At 72.8% G+C, this 20613-nt stretch carries 21 protein-coding genes; 8 read left to right on the top strand and 13 right to left on the bottom strand.

Features of this window, described 5'->3' with window-relative positions:
• Window positions 1-46: 46 nt before the first annotated feature.
• Window positions 47-712 carry an alpha-ketoglutarate-dependent dioxygenase AlkB family protein gene (locus ACI2LY_RS20895; protein WP_404708457.1) on the bottom strand — a complete coding sequence of 222 codons (666 nt, stop codon included), beginning with the start codon at window positions 710-712 and terminating at the stop codon, window positions 47-49.
• 78 nt (window positions 713-790) lie between these two features.
• On the opposite strand from ACI2LY_RS20895, the gene ACI2LY_RS20900 reads away from it, so the two are divergent.
• Window positions 791-1924 (top strand): methyltransferase, encoded by a 1134-nt coding sequence (locus ACI2LY_RS20900; RefSeq protein ID WP_404708768.1) that lies wholly within the window; start codon window positions 791-793, stop codon window positions 1922-1924.
• On the opposite strand, the gene ACI2LY_RS20905 is transcribed toward ACI2LY_RS20900, so the two are convergent.
• Window positions 1911-2780: a ketose-bisphosphate aldolase gene (locus ACI2LY_RS20905; RefSeq protein ID WP_404708458.1), complete on the bottom strand. Its 870-nt coding sequence runs from the start codon at window positions 2778-2780 to the stop codon at window positions 1911-1913. The two genes, ACI2LY_RS20900 and ACI2LY_RS20905, sit on opposite strands and share 14 nt — an antisense overlap.
• A 21-nt stretch (window positions 2781-2801) precedes the next feature.
• Window positions 2802-3683 carry an SIS domain-containing protein gene (locus tag ACI2LY_RS20910; protein WP_404708459.1) on the bottom strand — a complete coding sequence of 294 codons (882 nt, stop codon included), beginning with the start codon at window positions 3681-3683 and terminating at the stop codon, window positions 2802-2804.
• A gap of 123 nt (window positions 3684-3806) precedes the next feature.
• Here ACI2LY_RS20910 and ACI2LY_RS20915 point away from each other — a divergent pair, with 123 nt between their 5' ends.
• Window positions 3807-4586: a DeoR/GlpR family DNA-binding transcription regulator gene (locus tag ACI2LY_RS20915; RefSeq protein WP_404708460.1), complete on the top strand. Its 780-nt coding sequence runs from the start codon at window positions 3807-3809 to the stop codon at window positions 4584-4586.
• A gap of 10 nt (window positions 4587-4596) precedes the next feature.
• Here ACI2LY_RS20915 and ACI2LY_RS20920 read toward each other — a convergent pair whose 3' ends face one another.
• Window positions 4597-5289, bottom strand: coding sequence for a TetR/AcrR family transcriptional regulator (locus ACI2LY_RS20920; protein WP_404708461.1), 693 nt, complete (start codon window positions 5287-5289; stop codon window positions 4597-4599).
• A gap of 129 nt (window positions 5290-5418) precedes the next feature.
• On the opposite strand from ACI2LY_RS20920, the gene ACI2LY_RS20925 reads away from it, so the two are divergent.
• Complete coding sequence (locus ACI2LY_RS20925; protein ID WP_404708462.1) at window positions 5419-5871, top strand: nitroreductase family deazaflavin-dependent oxidoreductase; 453 nt, start codon at window positions 5419-5421, stop codon at window positions 5869-5871.
• On the opposite strand, the gene ACI2LY_RS20930 is transcribed toward ACI2LY_RS20925, so the two are convergent.
• The gene (locus ACI2LY_RS20930) at window positions 5861-7147 is read right to left on the bottom strand and encodes a geranylgeranyl reductase family protein (RefSeq protein ID WP_404708463.1); all 1287 of its coding nucleotides are present in this window, start codon (window positions 7145-7147) and stop codon (window positions 5861-5863) included. The genes ACI2LY_RS20925 and ACI2LY_RS20930 overlap by 11 nt on opposite strands.
• A 171-nt stretch (window positions 7148-7318) precedes the next feature.
• Here ACI2LY_RS20930 and ACI2LY_RS20935 point away from each other — a divergent pair, with 171 nt between their 5' ends.
• Entirely contained in the window at window positions 7319-8674 is a 1356-nt protein-coding gene (locus ACI2LY_RS20935) for a dipeptidase (RefSeq protein WP_404708464.1), read from the top strand.
• A gap of 52 nt (window positions 8675-8726) precedes the next feature.
• Here the strand turns inward: ACI2LY_RS20935 and ACI2LY_RS20940 are convergent, their stop codons facing one another.
• Window positions 8727-9770, bottom strand: coding sequence for an NUDIX domain-containing protein (locus ACI2LY_RS20940; RefSeq protein WP_404708465.1), 1044 nt, complete (start codon window positions 9768-9770; stop codon window positions 8727-8729).
• Window positions 9771-9912: 142 nt separating this feature from the next.
• Window positions 9913-10101 (bottom strand): hypothetical protein, encoded by a 189-nt coding sequence (locus ACI2LY_RS20945; protein ID WP_404708466.1) that lies wholly within the window; start codon window positions 10099-10101, stop codon window positions 9913-9915.
• A 174-nt stretch (window positions 10102-10275) separates the two neighbouring features.
• On the opposite strand from ACI2LY_RS20945, the gene ACI2LY_RS20950 reads away from it, so the two are divergent.
• Window positions 10276-12285 carry an NPCBM/NEW2 domain-containing protein gene (locus ACI2LY_RS20950; RefSeq protein ID WP_404708467.1) on the top strand — a complete coding sequence of 670 codons (2010 nt, stop codon included), beginning with the start codon at window positions 10276-10278 and terminating at the stop codon, window positions 12283-12285.
• A gap of 43 nt (window positions 12286-12328) precedes the next feature.
• Here ACI2LY_RS20950 and ACI2LY_RS20955 read toward each other — a convergent pair whose 3' ends face one another.
• On the bottom strand, window positions 12329-13282 hold the full coding sequence (locus ACI2LY_RS20955) for an ROK family protein (protein ID WP_404708468.1): 954 nt from the start codon (window positions 13280-13282) through the stop codon (window positions 12329-12331).
• Between the two features lie 218 nt (window positions 13283-13500).
• Between ACI2LY_RS20955 and ACI2LY_RS20960 the strand changes: the two genes are divergently transcribed.
• A complete protein-coding gene (locus tag ACI2LY_RS20960) occupies window positions 13501-14550 on the top strand; it encodes a LacI family DNA-binding transcriptional regulator (protein WP_404708469.1) in 1050 nt (349 codons plus the stop codon).
• 6 nt (window positions 14551-14556) lie between these two features.
• Here ACI2LY_RS20960 and ACI2LY_RS20965 read toward each other — a convergent pair whose 3' ends face one another.
• Window positions 14557-15819, bottom strand: coding sequence for a DUF6986 family protein (locus tag ACI2LY_RS20965; RefSeq protein WP_404708470.1), 1263 nt, complete (start codon window positions 15817-15819; stop codon window positions 14557-14559).
• 179 nt (window positions 15820-15998) lie between these two features.
• Here ACI2LY_RS20965 and ACI2LY_RS20970 point away from each other — a divergent pair, with 179 nt between their 5' ends.
• On the top strand, window positions 15999-16466 hold the full coding sequence (locus ACI2LY_RS20970) for a hypothetical protein (RefSeq protein ID WP_404708471.1): 468 nt from the start codon (window positions 15999-16001) through the stop codon (window positions 16464-16466).
• A gap of 64 nt (window positions 16467-16530) precedes the next feature.
• Here the strand turns inward: ACI2LY_RS20970 and ACI2LY_RS20975 are convergent, their stop codons facing one another.
• The 4 genes from ACI2LY_RS20975 to ACI2LY_RS20990 form a co-directional block, all read right to left on the bottom strand.
• Window positions 16531-17493 carry an electron transfer flavoprotein subunit alpha/FixB family protein gene (locus ACI2LY_RS20975; RefSeq protein WP_404708472.1) on the bottom strand — a complete coding sequence of 321 codons (963 nt, stop codon included), beginning with the start codon at window positions 17491-17493 and terminating at the stop codon, window positions 16531-16533.
• Between the two features lie 54 nt (window positions 17494-17547).
• Window positions 17548-18333 carry an electron transfer flavoprotein subunit beta/FixA family protein gene (locus ACI2LY_RS20980; RefSeq protein WP_393593156.1) on the bottom strand — a complete coding sequence of 262 codons (786 nt, stop codon included), beginning with the start codon at window positions 18331-18333 and terminating at the stop codon, window positions 17548-17550.
• A gap of 221 nt (window positions 18334-18554) precedes the next feature.
• The gene (locus ACI2LY_RS20985) at window positions 18555-19064 is read right to left on the bottom strand and encodes a flavin reductase family protein (protein ID WP_393593157.1); all 510 of its coding nucleotides are present in this window, start codon (window positions 19062-19064) and stop codon (window positions 18555-18557) included.
• Between the two features lie 192 nt (window positions 19065-19256).
• Complete coding sequence (locus tag ACI2LY_RS20990; RefSeq protein WP_404708769.1) at window positions 19257-19661, bottom strand: TlpA family protein disulfide reductase; 405 nt, start codon at window positions 19659-19661, stop codon at window positions 19257-19259.
• A gap of 204 nt (window positions 19662-19865) precedes the next feature.
• On the opposite strand from ACI2LY_RS20990, the gene ACI2LY_RS20995 reads away from it, so the two are divergent.
• Window positions 19866-20594, top strand: a complete 729-nt coding sequence (locus tag ACI2LY_RS20995) for a lysophospholipid acyltransferase family protein (protein WP_404708473.1) — start codon at window positions 19866-19868, stop codon at window positions 20592-20594.
• The last annotated feature ends 19 nt before the right edge of the window (window positions 20595-20613 follow it).

Below are 20613 nucleotides of genomic sequence, written 5' to 3' on the forward strand. Positions count from 1 at the left end.
ATGCTCAGCGGGGCGGGGGCCCTCCGGCCGCTCATGTTTGACGTGCTCAGCGGACGGGGGCCGTCAGGCCGCTCACGCGCAGCGTGATGTTGAGCCGTCCGGTCAGGCCCAGTTCGGGCGGCGCGGTGCCGGGCAGCACGCGGGGGACGCCGTGGAAGGCGAGGCGGGAGGGGCCGCCGAAGACGAAGAGGTCGCCGCTGCGCAGATCCACGTCCGTGTAGGGGCGGGTGCGCGTCTCGGGGTTGCCGAAGCGGAAGACGCAGCTGTCGCCCAGGCTGAGGGAGACCACCGGGGCGTCGGAGCGTTCGTCGCCGTCGCGGTGCATGCCCATGCGGGCGTCGCCGTCGTAGAAGTTGATCAGGGCGATGTCGTAGGGGTCGTCGGGGACCGACTCGGGGCCGAGGGCGTGGGCGACCGCGCGGCGGGCCAGGGTGTCCAGCCAGGCCGGGAAGGGTTTCACGGGCGCGTGGTCGCCGTCGACGACGGTGCGGGCGTAGGCGTACGGGTACCAGTGCCAGCCGAGGCAGACCTGCCGGGCGGTCATGGTGCCGCCGCCCGGGGTCTGGACGGTGCGCAGCCCGGCCGGGGGGCGGGCCCACTCGCGGCAGGCGGTGAGCAGCGCGCGCTGCCGTTCGGCGTCGAGCCAGTGCGGGACGTGCACGGCGCCCGGAGCGGCTTCGGCCCGCTCCCGCGGGAAGAGTTCCACGTCCATGCGCCCTATCCTCCCCCAGAAGCGGTGGACCGGTTCTGAGCTGGGGCTCGGCTAGCCTGGGGGGCGATGAACGACCGCATGACGACTCCGTGGGGCGAGACCGAGCTGTCCCGCTTCCCCGACGATCCCCGCGACCGGCTGCGTGCCTGGGACGCCTCCGACGCGTATCTGCTGCGGCATCTGGCCGAGGAAGGGGTGGAGCTGTCGGGCGATGTGGTGGTGCTCGGCGACCGCTGGGGCGCGCTGGCGACGGCGCTGGCCGCGCACCGGCCGACGCAGATCACCGACTCCTTCCTGAGCCAGGAGGCCACGCGGGCGAACCTGGCGCGGGCCGGGGTCGGGCCCGGCACGGTACGGCTGCTGACCACGCAGGACCCGGTGCCCGAGCGGGTGGACGTGCTGCTGGTGCGCGTGCCCAAGAGCCTGGCGCTGCTGGAAGACCAGCTGCTGCGGCTGGCGCCCGCCGTGCACGCGGGGACGGTGGTGATCGGCACCGGCATGGTGAAGGAGATCCACACCTCCACGCTCAAGCTGTTCGAGCGCATTCTCGGGCCGACCCGCACCTCGCTGGCGAAGCAGAAGGCCCGGCTGATCTTCTGCACCCCGGACCCGTCGCTCATCCGCCCGGACAATCCCTGGCCGTACGGGTACGCCCTGCCGGACGGGCTCGGGGTGGCGTCGGGGCGGCCTGTGGTCAACCACGCGGGCGTGTTCTGCGCCGACCGGCTGGACATCGGCACCCGGTTCTTCCTGGGGCACCTGCCGGAGACGCGCGGGCGCCGGGTGGTGGACCTCGGCTGCGGCAACGGCGTGGTGGGCACGGCGGTGGCGCTGGCCGACCCGGAGGCCGAAGTGCTGTTCGTGGACGAGTCGTTCCAGGCCGTCGCCTCGGCGGAGGCCACCTACAAGGCGAACGGGGTGCCGGGGCACGCGGAGTTCCGGGTCGGGGACGGGCTGGCCGGGGTGGCGTCCGGCAGCGTCGACCTGGTGCTGAACAACCCGCCGTTCCACTCGCACCAGGCCACCAGTGACGCCACGTCCTGGCGGATGTTCACCGGTGCCGAGCGGGCGCTGCGGCCGGGCGGCGAGCTGTGGGTGATCGGCAACCGGCATCTGGGCTACCACGTGAAGCTGAAGCGGCTGTTCGGCAACTGTGAACTGGTGGCGAGCGACCCGAAGTTCGTGGTGCTGAAGGCGGTCAAGAAGAGCTAGCACCCGCGCAGCCGAGTACGCGGATGATCCGCGCCACCTCCTCCGCCATGGCCGTGCGGCCGTCGGCGAGGTAGGTGCGGGGGTCGACGGTCTCGGGGTGCCGGCCGAGGTGGTCGCGTACGGCTCGGGTGAGGGCCGTGTTGAGGGCGGTGCCCACATTGACCTTGCCGATGCCGCCCTCGACCGCCTTGACCAGCTCGCCGTCCGGGACGCCCGAGGAGCCGTGCAGCACCAGGGGTACGGTCAGTTCGGCGGAGAGCCGCTCGAGCAGGGCGTGGTCCAGGACCGCGGTACGGGTGGTCATGGCGTGGGTGCTGCCGATGGCCACGGCGAGCACGTCGACACCGGTCCGCGCGACGAAGTCCCGTGCCTCGGCGGGGTCGGTACGGGCGCCGGGGGCGTGGGCGTCCAGCGGGGGCCTGCCGTCCTTGCCGCCTATCTGGCCCAACTCGGCCTCGATCCACAGCCCTTGGGAATGCGCCCAGTCGGCGGCCGCCTGAGTGGCGGTGAGGTTCTCGGCGTAGGGCAGGCGGGCGGCGTCGTACATCACGGAGCTGAACCCGGCGTCGCGGGCCTGGCGGAGGAGTTCGTCGCTCTGGACGTGGTCGAGGTGCAACGCCACGGGCACGCCTGCCCGTTCGGCTGCGGAGACGGCCGCGCGGGCGAGGGGGCGGAGGTGGCCGCCTCTGAACTTGACCGCGTTCTGGCTCACTTGGAGCACGACGGGCGCTCCGGCCGCCTCCGCACCCGCCACGACGGCCTCGATGTGTTCGAGCGTGATGATGTTGAACGCGGCCACGGCGGTGCGGAGTCGGGCTGCTCGGGTGGTGAGTGCACCGGTGGTGGTGAGGGGCACGGCGGCTGGTCCCTTCCGCGTTCAGGGGGTGAGGATCACCGAGCGGGTGAGGTGGCGGGGCCGGTCGGGGTCGAGTCCTCGGGCGGCGGCCACGGCGACGGCGAGACGCTGGACGCGGATCAGTTCGGCGAGCGGGTCGAGTGCGCCCTCGATCCACAGGGCGCCGGTGCCACGCACCTGTTCGGCGAGCCCTTCGGGGGCCGGGCCGAGCATCCAGGTCGCGGTGTCCTCGGTACTGATGCTGATCGGGCCGTGCCGGTACTCCATCGCCGGGTACGCCTCGGTCCAGGACAGCGACGCCTCCCGCATCTTCAGCGCCGCCTCGTTCGCCAGCCCTACGGTCCAGCCCCGGCCGAGGAAGGTGAACTCACGCCGCTGGACGAGGCTTTCGGGCAGTACGTCCGTGAGGGCGGTGCGGGCGTCGGTGACGGCGGCCGGGGTGTGCAGTCCGAGGTGGGCGCGCAGCAGGGTGAAGGCGGTGGTGGCGAACCGGGTCTGAACGACGGAGCGTTCGTCGGCGTGGTCGAGGACCACCAGATCGTCGGCGGCCTGCCGGATGGGTGTCTCGGGATCGGCGGTGATCGCGGTGGTCCGGGTCGAACCCCTCAACTCGGCCAGGAGATCCAGCACTTCGGTAGTGGTGCCGGAACGGGTGAGGGCTATGACCTGGTCGTAGGCGCGGCCGCGCGGGAACTCCGAGGCGGCGAAGGCGTCCGTCTCGCCCTGTCCCGCGTGCTCGCGGAGCGCGGCCACGGCCTGGGCCATGAAGTACGAGGTGCCGCAGCCGACGATCGCGACCCGCTCCCCCGGCACCGGCAGGGCCGCGCGGTGGGCGCCCGCCTCCTTCGCCGCCCGCTCCCAGCACTCGGGCTGGCTCCTCAGCTCGTCCTCGACATGGCTCATGCCACACCCTCCCCAGGCTGATCGTTCGTGCAAGATACCGCCGACTTTCGAGCATCATCAAGCATCGGGACGGGAATCGTCGGTGCGTTAGGGTCGCCGGGAGAGCACAGGGACGGAGATCCGATGGCGCGGGACACCCGCTGGCAGGCACTGCTCGAACTCCTGGCGGAGCGGGGCCGGTTGGAGGTCGAGGAGGCGGCGGCCGAGCTGGCGGTGTCGGCGGCGACCATCCGCCGTGACCTCGACGGGCTCGCCGAGCAGCGGATGCTGGTGCGCACGCGGGGCGGGGCGGTCGCGCACGGGGTGTCGTACGAGCTGCCGCTCCGCTACAAGACGGCCCGGCACGCCACCGAGAAGCAGCGGATCGCGGCGGCGGTGGCGGATCTGGTGGCGCCGGGCGAGGCAGTGGGGCTGACCGGCGGCACGACGACCACGGAGGTGGCCCGCGCGCTGGCCGTCCGCGCCGACCTGGCCACCGGCTCGCCCGCGCTGACCGTGGTCACCAACGCGCTCAACATCGCGGGGGAACTCGCCGTACGGCCGCAGTTCAAGATCGTGGTGACCGGCGGGGTCGCCCGCACGCAGTCGTTCGAGCTGGTCGGACCGCTTGCGGACGGGGTGCTTGGCGCGGTCACGCTGGACGTGGCGGTGCTCGGGGTGGGCGCCTTCGACCCGGTGCACGGCGCTGCGGCGCACGACGAGTCGGAGGCGGCGGTCAACCGGCTGCTGTGCGAGCGGGCGGAGCGCGTGGTGGTCGCGGCCGACTCCAGCAAGCTTCAGCGGCGGGCGTTCGCCCGGATCTGCGGTCCGGAGCCGGTGGACACGCTGGTGACGGACACCGCGGTGACCCCGGAGACGGTACGCCGGTTCGAGGAGGCGGGCGTCCGGGTGCTCACCGTCTGAGCCCGCCCGGTCAGGCGGCGGGCAGGCCCACGCTCTCGCCGAGCCGGACTGCGGCGTGCCGGAAGAAGCGTTCGCGGTCCTCCACGACCCGGGTGAACTGCCCGAACACCTCGAAGCCGATGAGCCCGAACAGCTCCGCCCAGACGGCGACCATGGCGGGCGCCGCCGCCACCGGCAGCTCGGGCGCGATGTCGGCCGCCATGCGCTCGGCCTCGGGGCGCAGCTCGGCGGGGAGCGACAGCCCGGTGAGGCCGGGGCCCCGGTCGGCGTCGCGGACGACACCGATCAGCACCATGGCCACCCGCCCGGCGGACGGGATGGTGGTGGCGGGGGCGGCGTATCCGGGTACCGGCGAGCCGTAGATCAGGGCGTACTCGTGCGGATGAGCGAGTGCCCATACCCGTACCGCCTCGCACACGACCGTCCAGCGGCGCATGAACTCCCCCTCGGGGACGCCCGCGTGGGCGGTCTCGGCCGCTTCGCCGAGGGAGTCGTAGGCGTCGATGATGAGCGCGGTCAGCAGGTCGTCGCGGCTCGGGAAGTACCGGTAGAGCGCCGACGACACCATGCCCAGCTCGCGGGCCACGGCGCGCAGCGAGAGCTTCGCCGCGCCCTCGGCGGCGAGCTGTCTGCGGGCCTCGTCCTTGATGGCCGCGGTGACCTCGGTCCTGGCCCGTGCGCGGGCGCCCTCTGTGGTGCTCATGCGGGCCAGTCTGCCACGCGTCGGATCAGTGCACACGAAATAGAGCACTGCTCTTGCGCGAGAGCAGTGCTCTCGGCACACTGGAGACCGAAGCGAGAGCACCGCTCTCCCGAACCCCTGGGGGTTGCCATGTCGTCCGCGCCGTACTACCTGAAGGCAAGCCCGCTCGGTACCTGGTTCAACGGGCTGGTCGGCAAGCTCGCCCGCCTCGGGGTCAGCCTCGCGGGCAGCGCGGAGCTGTCGGTGCGTGGCCGCAAGAGCGGCGAGATGCAGCGCGTCCCGGTCAACCCGCACACCTACGAGGGCGGGCAGTACCTGGTCTCGGCGCGCGGCCACTCCCAGTGGGTGCGCAACATGCGTGCGGCCGAGGGGGGCGAGCTGCGGGTCGGCCGGAAGGTGCGCCCGTTCAGCGCGGTGGAGCTGCCCGACGCAGAGAAGCTCCCCATCCTGCGGACCTACCTGGAGCGGTGGGGCTGGCAGGTCGACAAGTTCTTCGCCGGGGTGACCGCGAGCAGCTCCGACGCGGAGATCCTCGCGGCCGCCTCCGACCACCCGGTGTTCCGGATCACCGTCAGGGACTGACGGTGTCCCCCTGCTCAGGCTGCTCCGGCCGCTCCCCCTGCTCCTCCTGCTGCGTCTCCGGCGCGGTCCGCCCCCGGTCCAGCGCGGCCAGCGCGCGCTGGACGAGCGGACGGGACCTGACCATCTCCCCCAGCGTCGTCGCGCCGGTGGTGATGTCGCGGAACGCCCTCCACGCGGGCCGGAACCCGGTGATCCCGGCGTGGAAGACACCGGGGCGGCGCTCGAAAGCGGCCAGCAGCCGCTTGCCGACGCTCATCTCCACGCCGAGCCCCGCCTTGATGGCGAAAGCGTAGTTCAGGGCCTGCCGACGGGTGTCGACGGCGTCGTGGGCCTCGGCGATCCGCACCGCCCACTCCCCCGCGAGGCGCCCGGAGCGCAGCGCGAAGGAGATGCCCTCACGAGTCCACGGCTCCAGCAGCCCGGCCGCGTCGCCGCATACCAGCACCCGGCCGCGGGAGAGCGGGGAGTCCTCGGCCCGGCAGCGGGTCAAGTGCCCGGAGGAGATGCTCGGTTCGAACCCGGCGAGGCCGAGACGGGCGACGAAGTCCTCCAAGTACCGCTTGGTGGCCGCTCCTTCGCCGCGCGCGGAGATCACGCCGACGGTGAGCGTGTCGCCCTTGGGGAAGACCCAGCCGTAACTGCCGGGCAGCGGGCCCCAGTCGATGAGGACGCGGCCCTTCCAGTCCTCGGCGACGGTGTCCGGGACCGGGATCTCGGCCTCCAGACCGAGGTCGACCTGGTCCAGCTTGACCCCGACATGCGCTCCTATCCGGCTGGCGCTGCCGTCCGCGCCGACGACCGCGTGGGCCAGTACCGTCTCGCCGCCCTGGAGGACCACGGCGACGGTGCGCCGGTCGGGGACGGCCGAGCCGTGCTGTTCCACGCGCTGCACGGTCACGCCGGTGCGCAGCTCGGCGCCCGCCTTCTGCGCGTGCTCCACCAGCCGCTGGTCGAACTCGGCCCGGTTGATCAGCCCGAACAGCGTCTGCCGGGAGCGCCGGGTCCGGGTGAAGCGGCCGTTGTGGGAGAAGGTGACCGCGTGCACGCGGTCCCGGAAGGGGAGTTCGAAGCCGGGCGGGAGCGCGTCGCGGGAGGGGCCGATGATGCCGCCGCCGCACGTCTTGTAGCGGGGCAGTTCCGCCTTCTCCAGCATCAGCACCCGGCGGCCCGCGACGGCCGCCGCGTAGGCCGCCGAGGCGCCCGCGGGTCCCGCGCCGACCACGACGACGTCCCAGACCCGCCGCTCATCCTCCGCCGAAGTGTTCTCGCCGCTCACGATGGTCCATCGCTCCGATCAAGCCGCTGCCGCTCCCCCGGTGCACCGGTGACATGGGGCGGGGGACCCCCATGTCACACGCATCCTACGGCTGGTCCCCGGCTCGGGCCGCTGTGGGAGGATCGGTGCATTCCAGCAGTTCAACGTCGTACCCCACGAGGAGCCGTACCCATGTCGTCGAATCCGGTCGCCGAGACCGTCGCCTCGCTGATGCCCCGCGCCAAGGCGGAGCTGACCGAGCTGGTCGCCTTCAAGTCGGTGGCGGACTTCGGCCAGTTCCCGAGGAGCGAGAGCGAGGGCGCCGCGAACTGGATCGTGGACGCGCTCAGCGCCGAGGGCTTCACCGACGTGGCGCTCCTGGACACGCCCGACGGCACCCAGTCGGTGTACGGGTACCTGCCCGGCCCCGAGGGCGCGAAGACCGTCCTGCTCTACGCCCACTACGACGTGCAGCCGCCCCTGGACGAGGCCGCCTGGGCCACTCCGCCGTTCGAGCTGACGGAGCGGGACGGCCGCTGGTACGGGCGTGGCGCGGCCGACTGCAAGGGCGGCCTGATCATGCACCTGCTGGCGCTGCGCGCGCTGAAGGCGAACGGCGGGGTGCCGGTGCACGTCAAGGTGATCGCGGAGGGTTCCGAGGAGCAGGGCACGGGCGGTCTGGAGCGGTACGCGGAGGCGCACCCGGAGCTGCTGACGGCGGACACCGTCGTGATCGGCGACACGGGCAACTTCCGCGTGGGTCTGCCCACGGCGACCACCACCCTGCGCGGTATGACGATGCTCCGGGTCCAGGTCGACACCCTGGCCGGGAACCTGCACTCGGGCCAGTTCGGCGGTGCCGCCCCGGACGCGCTCGCCGCGCTGATCCGCGTCCTGGACTCGCTGCGCGCCGAGGACGGTTCGACCACGGTGGACGGCCTGACGGCCGACGCCCGCTGGGAGGGGCTGGAGTACGGCGAGGAGCAGTTCCGTGCCGACGCCAAGGTGCTGGACGGCGTGGAGCTGATCGGTGAGGGCTCGATCGCCGACCGGCTGTGGGCGCGTCCCGCGGTGACGGTCATCGGCATCGACTGCCCGCCGGTCGTCGGCGCCACCCCGTCCGTGCAGGCGAGCGCCCGCGCGCAGATCAGCCTGCGGGTGCCGCCGGGCGTGGACGCCGCCGAGGCGACCAAGCTGCTCACCACCCACCTGGAGGCCCACACGCCGTGGGGCGCCCGGGTGAGCGTCGAACAGGTCGGCCAGGGCCAGCCGTTCCGCGCCGACACCACGAGCCCCGCCTACCAGGCGATGGCCGACGCGATGGCGGTGGCGTACCCCGGCGAGACCATGCAGTACGCGGGCCAGGGCGGCTCGATCCCGCTCTGCAACACCCTCGCGAGCCTCTACCCGGAGGCCGAGATCCTCCTCATCGGCCTGAGCGAGCCGGAGGCCCAGATCCACGCGGTCAACGAGAGCGTCTCCCCCGAGGAACTGGAGCGCCTCTCGGTCGCGGAGGCCCTGTTCCTGAACAACTACGCGGCGAACTGACCGAGTTCGAGTTGACGAGAGTGCGCCCGCACGGGGCAGCGGGCGCATACCGTCAGCCGACCGGCACCCCCGCCTCCAGATACAGCGCCGCGCCGCGTTCGCGGGCCCTGAGAGCCCAGTGGAGGCGTTCGTAGCGGACCGGGGGGAGCATGGTGGCGGCCTCGCGTTCGGTGGCGAAGCGCCAGGCGCGGAGTTCGGGGCCGGGCAGCAGGACCTGGGCGGCCTCGTCGGGGGTGAGGCGGCCGCCGTCGAAGAGGAGGCGCAGTCCGCCGTGGCCGGGCGGGGCGGGACGCTCCCAGTCGACCACCAGCAGGCGGGGCACCTCCCGCAGCCGGATGCCGACCTCCTCGGCGACCTCCCGCATCCCGGCGCGGGCCGGGGCCTCCCCCCGCTCGACCACCCCGCCGGGGAACTCCCAGCCCGGCTTGTAGGTGGGGTCGACCAACAGCACCCGGTCCTCCGCGTCGAAGAGCAGCACCCCGGCGGCCAGCGTCTCCCCGGCAGGCTCCGGGGTCTGCACGATCTCGCACGGCCGGGCCGCGCCGCTCCCCACGGCCTCGGTGATCCGGACGGCGCTCTGGTACGGGGTGAGCCCGCTGGTGTCGATGGGGTGGGCGTCGGCGGTGAGCCAGGAGGCGAGGGCGGCGCGGTAGGGCTCGATGTGGTCGTACGCCCACTGCCGCTCGCGTATCTCGGCGTCGGGCAGGTCCGGCGGTGGCTGCCGCTCGGCGATGCGCTGGCGCAAAATCGTTTCGGCCGGGGCGAGCAGCAGATGGCGCACGGAGATCCGGCGGGCGGCGAGGCCGCCGAAGATCTCGTCGCGGTACTCCTGGCGCAGCAGGGTCATGGGGACCACCAGGGTCCCGCCCAGCTCGGCGAGGGTCGCGGCGGCGGTGTCGATCACCAGGCGGCGCCAGATCGGCAGGTCCTGGATGTCGTCGACCTCGGCGAGGAGCTTGGCCGGAAGCAGACGCGAGAGCGTCGCGCCGATCAGCTCGGGGTCGAGGAGCGTGCTGTTCGGGATCAGTTCGATCAGTTCCCGTGCGGTGGTGGTCTTGCCCGCACCGAACGCGCCGTTGATCCAGACGACGGTCACGGTTCCCCCTCTTCTGTTGGCCCCCTGGGGCTTGCCCGTTCCACCCTGTCACGGAAACCACGCCCAGTTGAGGGCGCACAGCACAGCGCCGGGACCCCTGCGGCAAGGGTCCCGGCACTATGTTCGCGGTCTATTCCGGCCCTTACTGGCCGAGCGCGTCCTCGTCCACGTCGAAGCTGTCCTGGCTCACGATGTGGTCGACGGTGCTCAGGGTGTCGTCCACCTTGAGGTCGCTCAGGCCGGTGTTCTCCGCGGCGTGGGACGGGGTGAGGGCGGCCACCACGAAACCGGTGGCGAGGCTGGCGATGGCGAGCATGCTGCGCTTCTTCATGCCGTGATCAACTGCCGGACGGCCCGGAGGGTCACGCAGTACGGGTTTCGGCCAGCCGAACCAACAGGACCGAACGTGTCCGGCGCACCCCTTCCAACAGACTCGGACACGTCCTACCGTGATCGCCGCACCGGTGCCCGTCCCTGTCCGCCGCGAGCCGGAGGAACGTCGACGATGCGTCACCCCCACCCCCGCACGCACCGCATCCGAGCAGCCGCAGTACTCCTGATGGCGCTGCTGAGCGCGGGCGGTCTCGCCGCCCCGGCCACCGCCGCGCCCCCTCCCCCGGCCCCCGCCGAGGGGTTGGCCCTCACCCCGCCTATGGGCTTCAACAACTGGAACTCCACCCACTGCCGGGCCGAGTTCGACGAGGACATGGTCAAGGGCATCGTCGACCTCTTCGTGACCGAGGGCCTCAAGGACGCCGGGTACCAGTACGTCAACCTCGACGACTGCTGGGCGCTCCCCCAGCGGGACGCCGACGGCAAGCTGGTGCCGGACCCCGCCCGCTTCCCGCACGGCATCTCGGCGGTCGCGGACTACGTCCACGCCAAGGGTCTCAAGCTCGGCATCTACACCAGCGCGGGCACCAAGACCTGCGACGGCGCGGGCTTCCCCGGCGCGCTCGGCCATGAGGAGAGCGACGCCCGGCAGTTCGCCGAGTGGGGCGTGGACTATCTGAAGTACGACAACTGCAACAACCAGGGCGTGGACGCCCGGCAGCGCTACCGCACCATGCGCGACGCACTCAAGGCCACGGGACGCCCCATCGTCTACAGCATCTGCGAGTGGGGCGAGAACAAGCCCTGGGAGTGGGCCTCCGACGTGGGCCAACTCTGGCGCACCACGGGGGACATCAGCGACAGCTGGGGCTCCATGCTCTCCATCCTCAAGCAGAACCTGCCGCTGGCCCCGTACGCCGGACCCGGTCACTGGAACGACCCCGACATGCTGGAGGTCGGCAACGGCGGCATGACGGACACCGAGTACCGCTCCCACTTCTCGCTCTGGTCGGTCATGGCCGCCCCGCTGCTCATCGGCACCGACCTGCGCACCGCCTCCCCCGCCACCCTGGACATCCTCGGCAACAAGGAGGTCATCGCGGTCGACCAAGACCCGCTGGGCAGGCAGGGCACGGTGGTGTCGAGCGAGGGCGGCCGCTGGGTGGTCGCCAAGGAGATGGCGGACGGCAGCCGCGCGGTCGCCCTGTTCAACGAGTCCGGGACCGCGCAGCGCGTCGCCACCAGCGCCGCCGCCGTGGGCCTGCCCCGCGCCCCCGGCTACACCCTGCGCGACCTGTGGCAGCACCGGGACACCAACACGGCGGGCACCCTCGCGGCCACCGTCCCGGCGCACGGCACGGTCCTGCTCCGGGTCTCGGCCGACGGCCGCTGGGCGGAGCACCCGCCCGCCGTCGAACTCGGCCTGGACGAAGCCCCGTTCATCGAGCGGGACACCCCGGCCACGCTCAGCACGACCGTCACCGACCTGGGCCGCACCCCCGCCCGCCAGGTCTCGGCCGCGCTGACCGGCCCGGACGGCTGGACCGTACGCGCCCTCTCCCCGGCCACGGCGGCCGCGTTGCCCAACGGCACATCTCTGCGCACCCGTTGGCGGGTGACGGCACCAGCGGGGACGCCCCTCGGGTCGTACGCCCTCGATCTGCGGGTCCGGTACCGCTCGCCCGCCGGAGAGCCTGTCACGGACGAGCTGCCGGTGACCGCGTCCGTGGTGGCGCCGCCACCGGCCGGGACCTCGTACCTGAGCGATCTGCCCTGGCTGTCGGCGGTCAGCGGCTGGGGGCCGGTGGAGCGTGACACCAGCAACGGGGAGCAGGCCGCGGGCGACGGCTCCCCGCTCACCATCGGCTCCGCGGTGTACGCCAAGGGGCTCGGGGTGCATGCCGCCAGCGAGGTCGCGTACTACGCCGGGCGGCGCTGCGAGGAGGTCACCGCCGAGGTGGGCGTCGACGACGAGAAGGGCACGAAGGGCAGTGTGGCCTTCGAGATCTGGGCGGACGGCGTGCGGGCCGCGTCGTCGGGCGTGCTGACCAACGCGCAGGCCGCGCGGCCGCTGACCGCCGATGTGACCGGCGCGCGGGTGGTCCGGCTGATCGTCACCGACGGGGGCGACGGCGGCGACTCCGATCACGCGGACTGGGCGGACGCCCGGCTGAGCTGCTGAACCCGGCCGTGGCCACGGGGGCGTCCCCGTGGCCACGCGGCGCTCAGACCCCGGCAGTGGTCGTGTCCGGCCGGAGGGCCAGCGCGGCTGCCGCGGCGCCGACCAGACCGGCGTCGGTGCCCATCTGCGCGGGCACGACGGTGAGCCGCTGGACGAAGGAGAGGGTGGCGTAGTCGGTGAGGGCCTTGCGCAGCGGGGCGAAGAGCACGTCGCCCGCCTTGCCGACGCCGCCGCCGATCACCGCGATGTCGATCTCGACCAGGGTCGCGGTCGCCGCGATCCCGGCCGCGAGGGCCTGCGCGGCCCGCTCGAAGGAGGCCACGGCGACCGGGTCGCCCCGACGGGCCGCGTCCGCCACGGCGGCGGCGGAGGTGTCGCCGTCCGGGCCGGGCCGCCAGCCGTCCGCCAGGGCGCGGCGGGCGATGTTGGGGCCACTGGCCAGGCCCTCCACACAGCCGCGCGCGCCGCACGGGCAGGGTTCGCCGTCCAGGTCGACGCTGATGTGGCCGATGTGACCGGCGTTGCCGGTGGGACCGGGGTGCAGTCGGCCGCCGAGGACCAGTCCGCCGCCGACGCCGGTGGAGACCACCATGCAGAGGGCGTTGTCGTGGCCGCGCGCGGCGCCCTGCCAGTGTTCGGCGGCGGTGATGGCGACCCCGTCGCCGATCAGCTCGACCGGCAGGCCGCCGGTCGCCGCGCGTACCCGCTCGACCAGCGGGAAGCCGCGCCAGCCCGGCACGTTCACCGGGCTCACGGTGCCCGCCGAGGCGTCCACCGGACCGGCGCTGCCGATGCCGATCACGGAGGCGCGTCCCCACAGCGGCGAGGCGGCGAGGTCGCCGAGCACCTGCTCGACGGCCCGCATGACCGTTTCGCCATCCTGTCGCGCGGGCGTCGCGCGCTGGGTGCGCGCCTGGATCCGGCCATGGCCGTCCACCAGGGCACCGGCGATCTTTGTGCCGCCGATGTCCAGGGCCGCCACGAGGTCGGTGTGCATCAGAGTCTGGTCTCCCCGTCGAGCCGTAGGTGGCGATGTGGTGGTGGGCGTCCCGGGCCGGTCGCGGTGGGGGCGCGGGCCGGGACGGCGGTGGACAGTCTCTCTCGCACCTGACAACGTTGTCCAGGCTCTATGCTCGACGCCACATGCTGGTACCGGCCCCCGATTCCCCGCACCGCCCCGCGACACCCCCGGACAACAGGACAGGACACCGCACCGTGCCCGAGACCACCCGCCGAGCCGAGAGCGCCAACGGGAGCCGTTACGGCAACCGGCCCACCATGAAGGACGTGGCCGCGCGGGCCGGGGTCGGCCTGAAGACGGTGTCCCGCGTGGTGAACGGCGAGCCGGGTGTCACCCCCGACACCGAGCGGCGGGTGCGGGAGGCGATCGAGGCGCTGGGCTTCCGGCGCAACGACAGCGCGCGGGTGCTGCGCAAGGGCCGTACCGCGAGCATCGGTCTGGTGCTGGAGGATCTGGCGGACCCGTTCTACGGGCCGCTGAGCCGCGCCGTCGAGGAGGTGGCGCGCTCGCACGGCGCGCTGCTGATCAACGGCTCCAGCGCCGAGGACCCGGACCGGGAGCAGGAGTTGGCGCTGGCGCTGTGCGCGCGGCGGGTGGACGGACTGCTGGTGATCCCGGCCGGGGACGACCACCGCTATCTGGAGCCGGAGATCCGGGCGGGCGTGGCGACGGTGTTCGTGGACCGTCCGGCCGGGCGGATCGACGCGGACGTGGTCCTGTCGGACAACTTCGGGGGCGCCCGTGACGGCGTGGCCCATCTGATCGCCCACGGGCACCGCCGGATCGGCTTCATCGGTGACATGCCCCGCATCCACACGGCCGCCGAGCGGCTGCGCGGCTACCGGGCGGCGATGGAGGACGCGGGGATACCGGTCGCGGAGCAGTGGATCTCCCTGGGGGCGACCGATCCCGAGCGGGTGCGGCGGGCCATGGAGGAGATGCTCACCGGGCCCGACCCGGTCACCGCCGTCTTCACGGGCAACAACCGGGTGACGGTCACGGTGATCCGGGTGCTGGCCGAGCGGGCCCGGCCGGTCGCCCTGGTCGGGTTCGATGACTTCGAGCTGGCCGATCTGCTCCAGCCGGGCGTGACGGTGGTCGCGCAGGACGCGGCGGCCCTCGGCCGTACCGCCGCCGACCGCCTCTTCCAGCGCCTCGACGGCGCCCCCGGCACCCCGGAACGCCTGGAGATCCCGACCCGCCTGATCACCCGCGGCTCGGGGGAACTGCCCCCGGCGGACTGAAGATCGCTACCGGGGCCGGACGCCCGCCAGGTTCTCCAGCTCGGCCCGGCTGAGCCCGCTCGCCGCCGTCACCTCCGCGCTGTCCAGGGCGCCGCAGTGCAGACCCCGGAGCAGATAGCCGCTCAACGCCCTTGCGGTGGCGGGCTCGTCCAGTACGTCGCCCTGGGTGCGGGCGGTGTAGGCCGCGAGCCGGGCCGCCGCACGCGCGTAACCCTCGCGGTAGAAGGCGAAGACGGCCGCGTACCGGGTCGGGAGATGACCGGGGTGCATGTCCCAGCCCTGGTGGTAGGCGCGGGCCAGGGCGCGGCGGGTGAGGCGGTGGTGCAGTCGCCAGGCGTCGTGGACCTGTGCGGTGGGGCCGACCGGCAGCACGTTGGTGGAGCCGTCCGAGACGCGTACGCCGGTCCCGGCGGCCGCCACCTGCATCACCGCCTTGGCGTGGTCGGCGGCGGGGTGGTCGGGGGCCTGATGGGCGGCGGAGACACCGAGGGCGGCGCTGTAGTCGAAGGTGCCGTAGTGCAGTCCGGTGGCCCGGCCCCCGGCGGCCTGGATCATCCGGGCGACGGTGGCGGTGCCGTCGGCGGCGAGGATCGCCTGGCTGGTCTCGATCTGGATCTCGAAGCCGAGCCGCCCGGACGCCAGCCCGTGCGCCCGCTCGAAGGCGTCCAGCACCCGGGCGAAGGCCGCGACCTGCTCGGCGTACGTCACCTTCGGCAGCGTGAGGTTCAGTCCCTCGGGCAGCCCGCCGGAGGCCATCAGTCCGGTGAGAAAGATGTCGAGGGTACGGATGCCCCGCTCGCGTACGCCCGCCTCCATGCACTTCACCCGGACACCCAGGTACGGGGGCGCGTCCTCCGCGAGCAGCCGGGCTGCGCGGGCGGCGTCCTCGTCCTCCTCGGCGTCCGGCCGGTGCCCGTAGCCGTCCTCGAAGTCGACGCGCAGGTCTTCCACAGGTTCGCGCTCCAGCTTGGCGCGGACGCGGGTGTACACCGGCTCGGCGAGTTCCCCGGACAGCCCGAGGACGGCGGCGAACGAGGCCGCGTCGGGGGCGTGTTCGTCGAGCGCGGCGAGCGCCCGGTCGCCCCAGTCGCGCACGGTGCCCTCGCCGAACACGTCGCCGGGCACGTACACGGTGTGGACGGGCTGGCGGGTGCCGGGGTCGCCGGGGTAACGCAGCGTCAGCTCCGCGTCGACCGGCGCGAGCAGCCCGTCGACCTCCTTGCCGACCTCTCCGCCGAGGCTCGTCCTCACATGCTCCTGCCGACTCATCCCACACCCTCCGGCGTCCGCGGTACGGCCTCGACGAGCCGTTGACGGACGGTATCCACGGCGATTCCCACAGGTCAACACGTCCTGCCACCCCTAGGGACCACCCTCAGCCCCGAGTCAGTGCCCGACTCGTACGAAGGGACGACGCGGGGGTACGGCTCCCTACCTAGCGTCGGGGCATGACCTACATCAAGCCGATCGCCGCGGACATGCTCCGCGGCGCGTTACTGCTCCCCACCAGCGTGGCCCGCTCCGGCGCGGCCCTGACCGGTCGCCCTCCGGGGCGGTCGCGCAGGCTGCTGCACGCCCTACTGGGCATCCCGCTCGGCGCGCTCGCTCTCGTCGCCGTCGGTGTGGAGTTGCTGTTCGTCGCCCGTGGCGTGCTGTACGGGCTGGTGGACCGTGGACCCTACGACCATTCCTGGGGCGGGCCGACGCGAGGCGGCGCGTGGCTGGCGCATTTCGCGGTCGGGCTGCCCGTCGCGGCGGGCGGTCTCGCCCTGCTGTGGTGCGTGGCGTTCCTGCACGACCGGCTCGGGGCGCGGTTCGTGCGCGGTGAGCGGACCGGCGCCTGGGTGCTGCCCGTCGCCCTGCTCGCGTGCGCCGCAGGTGCGGTGTTCGTGGTGGCGTGGGTCCATCAGCTCTGACCCCGGACGTGACGAGGCCCCCGGAACCGGTGCGGTTCCGGGGGCCTCGTCCAGCGTGCCGGGATCAGCCCTTGCGGGTCTTGATCTCGTCGGTGAGCTGGGGGACGACCTCGAAGAGGTCGCCGACGACGCCGTAGTCGACCAGGTCGAAGATCGGGGCCTCGGGGTCCTTGTTGACCGCGACGATCGTCTTCGACGTCTGCATACCCGCGCGGTGCTGGATCGCGCCGGAGATGCCGTTGGCGATGTACAGCTGCGGCGAGACCGACTTGCCGGTCTGGCCGACCTGGTTGGTGTGCGGGTACCAGCCCGCGTCCACCGCGGCACGCGAGGCGCCGACAGCGGCACCGAGCGAGTCGGCGAGGGCCTCGATCAGCGCGAAGTTGTCCGCGCCGTTGACGCCACGGCCACCGGAGACCACGATCGCGGCCTCGGTCAGCTCCGGGCGGCCCGTGGACTCGCGCGGGGTGCGGCTGGTGACCTTGGTGCCGGTCGCCTTGTCCGAGAAGGTCACGGACAGGGCCTCGGCGGCACCGGCGGCCGGGGCGGCCTCCACGGCGGCCGAGTTCGGCTTGACCGTGATGACCGGGATGCCCTTGGTGACCTGGGACTTGGTGGTGTAGGACGCGGCGAACACCGACTGCGTGGCGACGGGACCCTCGGCCCCGGCCTCCAGGTCGATGGCGTCGGTGATCAGACCGGAGCCGATGCGCAGCGCCAGACGGGCGGCGATCTCCTTGCCCTCAGCGGAGGACGGGACCAGCACGGCGGCCGGGGAGACGGCCTCGACGGCGGCCTGGAGGGCGTCGACCTTGGGGACGACCAGGTAGTCGGCGTACTCGGACGCGTCGTCGGTGAGGACCTTCACCGCGCCGTGCTCGGCGAGGGTGGCGGCGGTGTCGGCGGCGCCGTTGCCCAGGGCGACGGCGACGGGCTCGCCGATGCGGCGGGCCAGCGTCAGCAGCTCCAGGGTGGGCTTGCGGACGGCACCGTCCACGTGGTCGACGTAGACGAGGACTTCAGCCATGGGATTGCTCTCCTGCGTAACGAAGTTGAGGGGCGGTCGGCGGGGTGCGGGGCCTTAGATGAACTTCTGGCCCGCGAGGTACTCGGCGAGCTGCTTGCCGCCCTCGCCCTCGTCCTTGACGATCGTGCCCGCGGTGCGCGCCGGACGCTCGTTCGCGGCGTCGACCTTGGTCCACGCGCCCTCGAGACCGACCTCCTCCGCCTCGATGTCGAGGTCGGACAGGTCCCAGGACTCCACCGGCTTCTTCTTGGCCGCCATGATGCCCTTGAACGACGGGTAACGCGCCTCACCGGACTGGTCCGTCACGGAGACCACGGCCGGGAGGGAAGCCTCGAGCTGCTCGGAGGCGGCGTCGCCGTCGCGGCGGCCCTTGACGGTGCCGTCCTCGACCGAGACCTCGGAGAGCAGCGTCACCTGCGGCACGCCGAGGCGCTCGGCGACCAGCGCCGGAACGACACCCATGGTGCCGTCGGTGGAGGCCATGCCGGAGATCACCAGGTCGTAACCGGCCTTCTCGATCGCCTTGGCCAGCACCAGCGAGGTGCCCAGGGCGTCGGTGCCGTGCAGGTCGTCGTCCTCGACGTGGATCGCCTTGTCGGCGCCCATCGAGAGGGCCTTGCGCAGCGCGTCCTTGGCGTCCTCGGGGCCGACGGTCAGCACGGTGACCTCGGCGTCGTCCGCCTCGTCCGCGATCTGGAGGGCCTGCTCGACCGCGTACTCGTCCAGTTCGGAGAGCAGACCGTCCACGTCGTCGCGGTCGACGGTCAGGTCATCGGCGAAGTGCCGGTCGCCAGTGGCGTCGGGCACGTACTTCACAGTGACAACGATCCTCAAGCTCACGCCGGCTCTCCTACTGCATCGTCTTTTCCGGGCTGCCTCTTGAAGTGCAGCATAGGCGCCTCAAGCGGCTGATCCCGCTCGGGGCGTCGGTGCGCTCCGACCGAAATATTACTCACCAGTACATCCAGTTCATGCCCGCTAAGCAAGCGCTTTGAACTGTGACCTTCGCAACGCAGCGTAACCGGCACCCGACGGCTCCGCGGACCCGGGGCCCAACCCGCTCAGTCCCGCAGGGCGTTGAAGCGTCCCTGGTGATAGAGCAGCGGACGGCCGTCGCCGGAGGGGTCGCCGAGCAGCACCTCGGCGAGCACGATCCGGTGGTCCCCGGCTGGTACCCGGCCCACGATCCGGCACACCAGCCAGGCGAGCACGTCGTCCAGCACGGGCACGCCCTCGGGCCCCTCGCTCCAGCCGGTGGACGCCCCGAAGCGGTCGGCGCCGCTGCGCGCGAAGGTGGCGGCGAGGTCGCTCTGGTGCTCGCCGAGCACATGGACGCCGACATGGTCGGTCCGCGCGATCGCGGGCCAGCTGGACCCGCCGGTGCCTATACCGAAGGAGATCATCGGGGGTTCGGCGGAGACGGAGCTGAGCGAGGTGGCGGTGAAGCCGACCGGGCCGTGCTCGCCGCGCGCGGTGATCACCGCGACCCCGGCCGCGTGCCGACGGAAGACGGAGCGCAGCAGGTCCGGCGAGGCGGGGTGGCGGGAGCCGAGGCCGGGAGTGGCCGTCATGGGGTCGTCCTTCTGCCGACGGGGGCGAACTGATCCGGTCCGGGGTTGTTCAGCGGCCGGGACAGCGGGCACGCCCGACGCGGGCCGGGCCGCTGGGGGCCGGTCCGGCGAGAAGGTGTTCGATCAGCACCGGGCCAGGCTGACGACCGACGGCGGGTGCCGTCAAGTCGCCGCCGGGGCGCCGTCCGGTGGTCAGCCATCGCGCCGCCCGTCCACGGCCTCGCCCAGCGCGGCGATGACATCGGCCCTGCGGGGCTGCCCCTGGGCGCGCCGCACGACCTCGCCGTCCGGGCCGAGGACCAGCACGGTGGGCGTCTTCAGGACGTCCAGTTCGCGGACGAGGCCGAGGCGGTCCTCCGCGTCGATCTCGACGTGGGCGACACCGGGAACCATCCGGGCGACCTCGGCCAGGGTGCGGCGGGTGGCCCGGCAGGGCGCGCAGAAGGCGCTGGAGAACTGCACGAGGGTGGCCCGCTCCCCCAAGTCGCCGCCGAGGTCGGCCGCCGTGAGCCGCCGTTCGTCGTCCCGCCCGCGCACCCGTATCCTCCGCTCCGCCGCTCGCGCGGCGCTGGTCGTCCGATCCGTCCTCAACACCAGCACATCGAGGGCCGAATGGATTCCCGGCCTCCGAAAGAGGGGGGTACGGGCGGACGTGACGAGGATCTCGCCGCCACGGGGCACCAAGACTGGTCACCCGCCCGTTCTTGGGGCACGATCTGCGAGAGCCGTAAACCTACGGCTCCGTAACTTACCGCCGGGAGCCCCCTTTCCCGAGCAGAGCAGAAAGGGACCACCCCGCTTATGGCAGAGCTGGTCTACCGCCCCGTCGTCGGTTTCGCCCGGACGTTGTTCAAGGTGTGGGACCTCAAGATCGACTGCCAGGGGTCGGAGAACATCCCGCGTACCGGCGGCGCCGTGCTGGTGAGCAATCACATCAGTTATCTGGACTTCATCTTCAACGGTCTGGCCGCGCTGCCGCAGAAGCGCCTGGTGCGGTTCATGGCCAAGGAGTCGGTCTTCCGGCACAAGGTGTCGGGTCCGCTGATGCGCGGCATGAAGCACATCCCGGTCGACCGCGCCCAGGGCGAGACGGCGTACGCGCACGCGCTGGCGTCGCTGCGTGCCGGGGAGATCATCGGGGTGTTCCCGGAGGCGACGATCTCGGAGTCCTTCACCCTGAAGAGCTTCAAGTCCGGTGCCGCGCGCCTGGCCCAGGAGGCGGGCGTCCCGCTGGTCCCGATGGCGCTGTGGGGCACCCAGCGGCTGTGGACCAAGGGCCAGCCGCGCAACTTCAAGCGCAGCCACACCCCGATCACCATCCGGGTCGGCGAGGCGCTGGAGGCGTCGCGCGAGCAGTACGCGGGCGCGATCACCCGTCGGCTGCGCGAGGGGGTCCAGGAGCTGCTGGACGCCGCCCAGCGCGCCTACCCGGCCCGCCCCAAGGGCGCCGAGGACTCCTGGTGGCTCCCGGCCCACCTGGGCGGTTCGGCGCCGACGAACGAGCAGCTGCGGGCGGCCGAGGCCCACTGAGACGACGACGGCCCGGCCG

Source organism: Streptomyces sp. NPDC002176, assembly GCF_044903645.1.
Lineage (GTDB): Bacteria > Actinomycetota > Actinomycetes > Streptomycetales > Streptomycetaceae > Streptomyces.